At 22.2% G+C, this 627-nt stretch carries 1 protein-coding gene; it reads right to left on the reverse strand.

Annotated features, from left to right (window positions below):
• Window positions 1-265: 265 nt before the first annotated feature.
• Window positions 266-496, reverse strand: coding sequence for a hypothetical protein (locus DNK85_RS12800; RefSeq protein ID WP_119329622.1), 231 nt, complete (start codon window positions 494-496; stop codon window positions 266-268).
• Window positions 497-627: the final 131 nt, after the last annotated feature.

The following is a 627-nucleotide window of genomic DNA, read 5'->3' on the forward strand; positions in this document are numbered from 1 at the left end:
TCTTTTCTTTTCCTTTTCTTTTTTTCTCTTTCTTTCTTTTTCTTTCTCTTCTTTTTTCTTTTTTCTTTTCTTCCCTTTCTTTCTTCTTTTTCTTCCTTTTTTTCTTTTTCTCTTCTTTTTTCTTTCTTTTTTTTTTTTTTCTTCTTTTTTTTTTTCTTTATTTTTTTTTTTTACCTTCTTTTCTTCTTCTTTTTCTTTTTTCTTTCTCCCTTTTTTTTTTTCTTTTTCTTCTTCTTCTTTCCCTTTCTTTTTTTCCTCTTTCTTCTTACTTTCTTTTTTTTTTTTTTTTTCTTTCTTCTTTTTTTTTCTTTTCTTCTTTTTCTCTTTTTTCCTTTTTCTTTTCCTTTTTCACTTTTCTTTTTTTCTTTTCCCTATTCACTTTCTTTTTCTTTTTCTTTTTCTTTATTAAACTCTCTTTCATTTTTTTTTTTCTTCTCTCCCCCTTTTTTCCCTTTCTCCCTTTTTTCCTTTTTTTCCTTCCCTCCTTTTTTTTCATCTTTTTTCTTCTTTTTTTTCTCCTTTTTTTTTTTTTTTTTCCTCTTTTTCTCTTTTTTTTTTCTCCCTTTTTTTTTTTTTTTTTTTCTTTTCTTTTTTTTTTCTTTTTTTTTCTCTTTTTATTTCTTTTTC

The organism is Cysteiniphilum halobium (assembly GCF_003574425.1).
Lineage (GTDB): Bacteria > Pseudomonadota > Gammaproteobacteria > Francisellales > Francisellaceae > Caedibacter > Caedibacter halobius.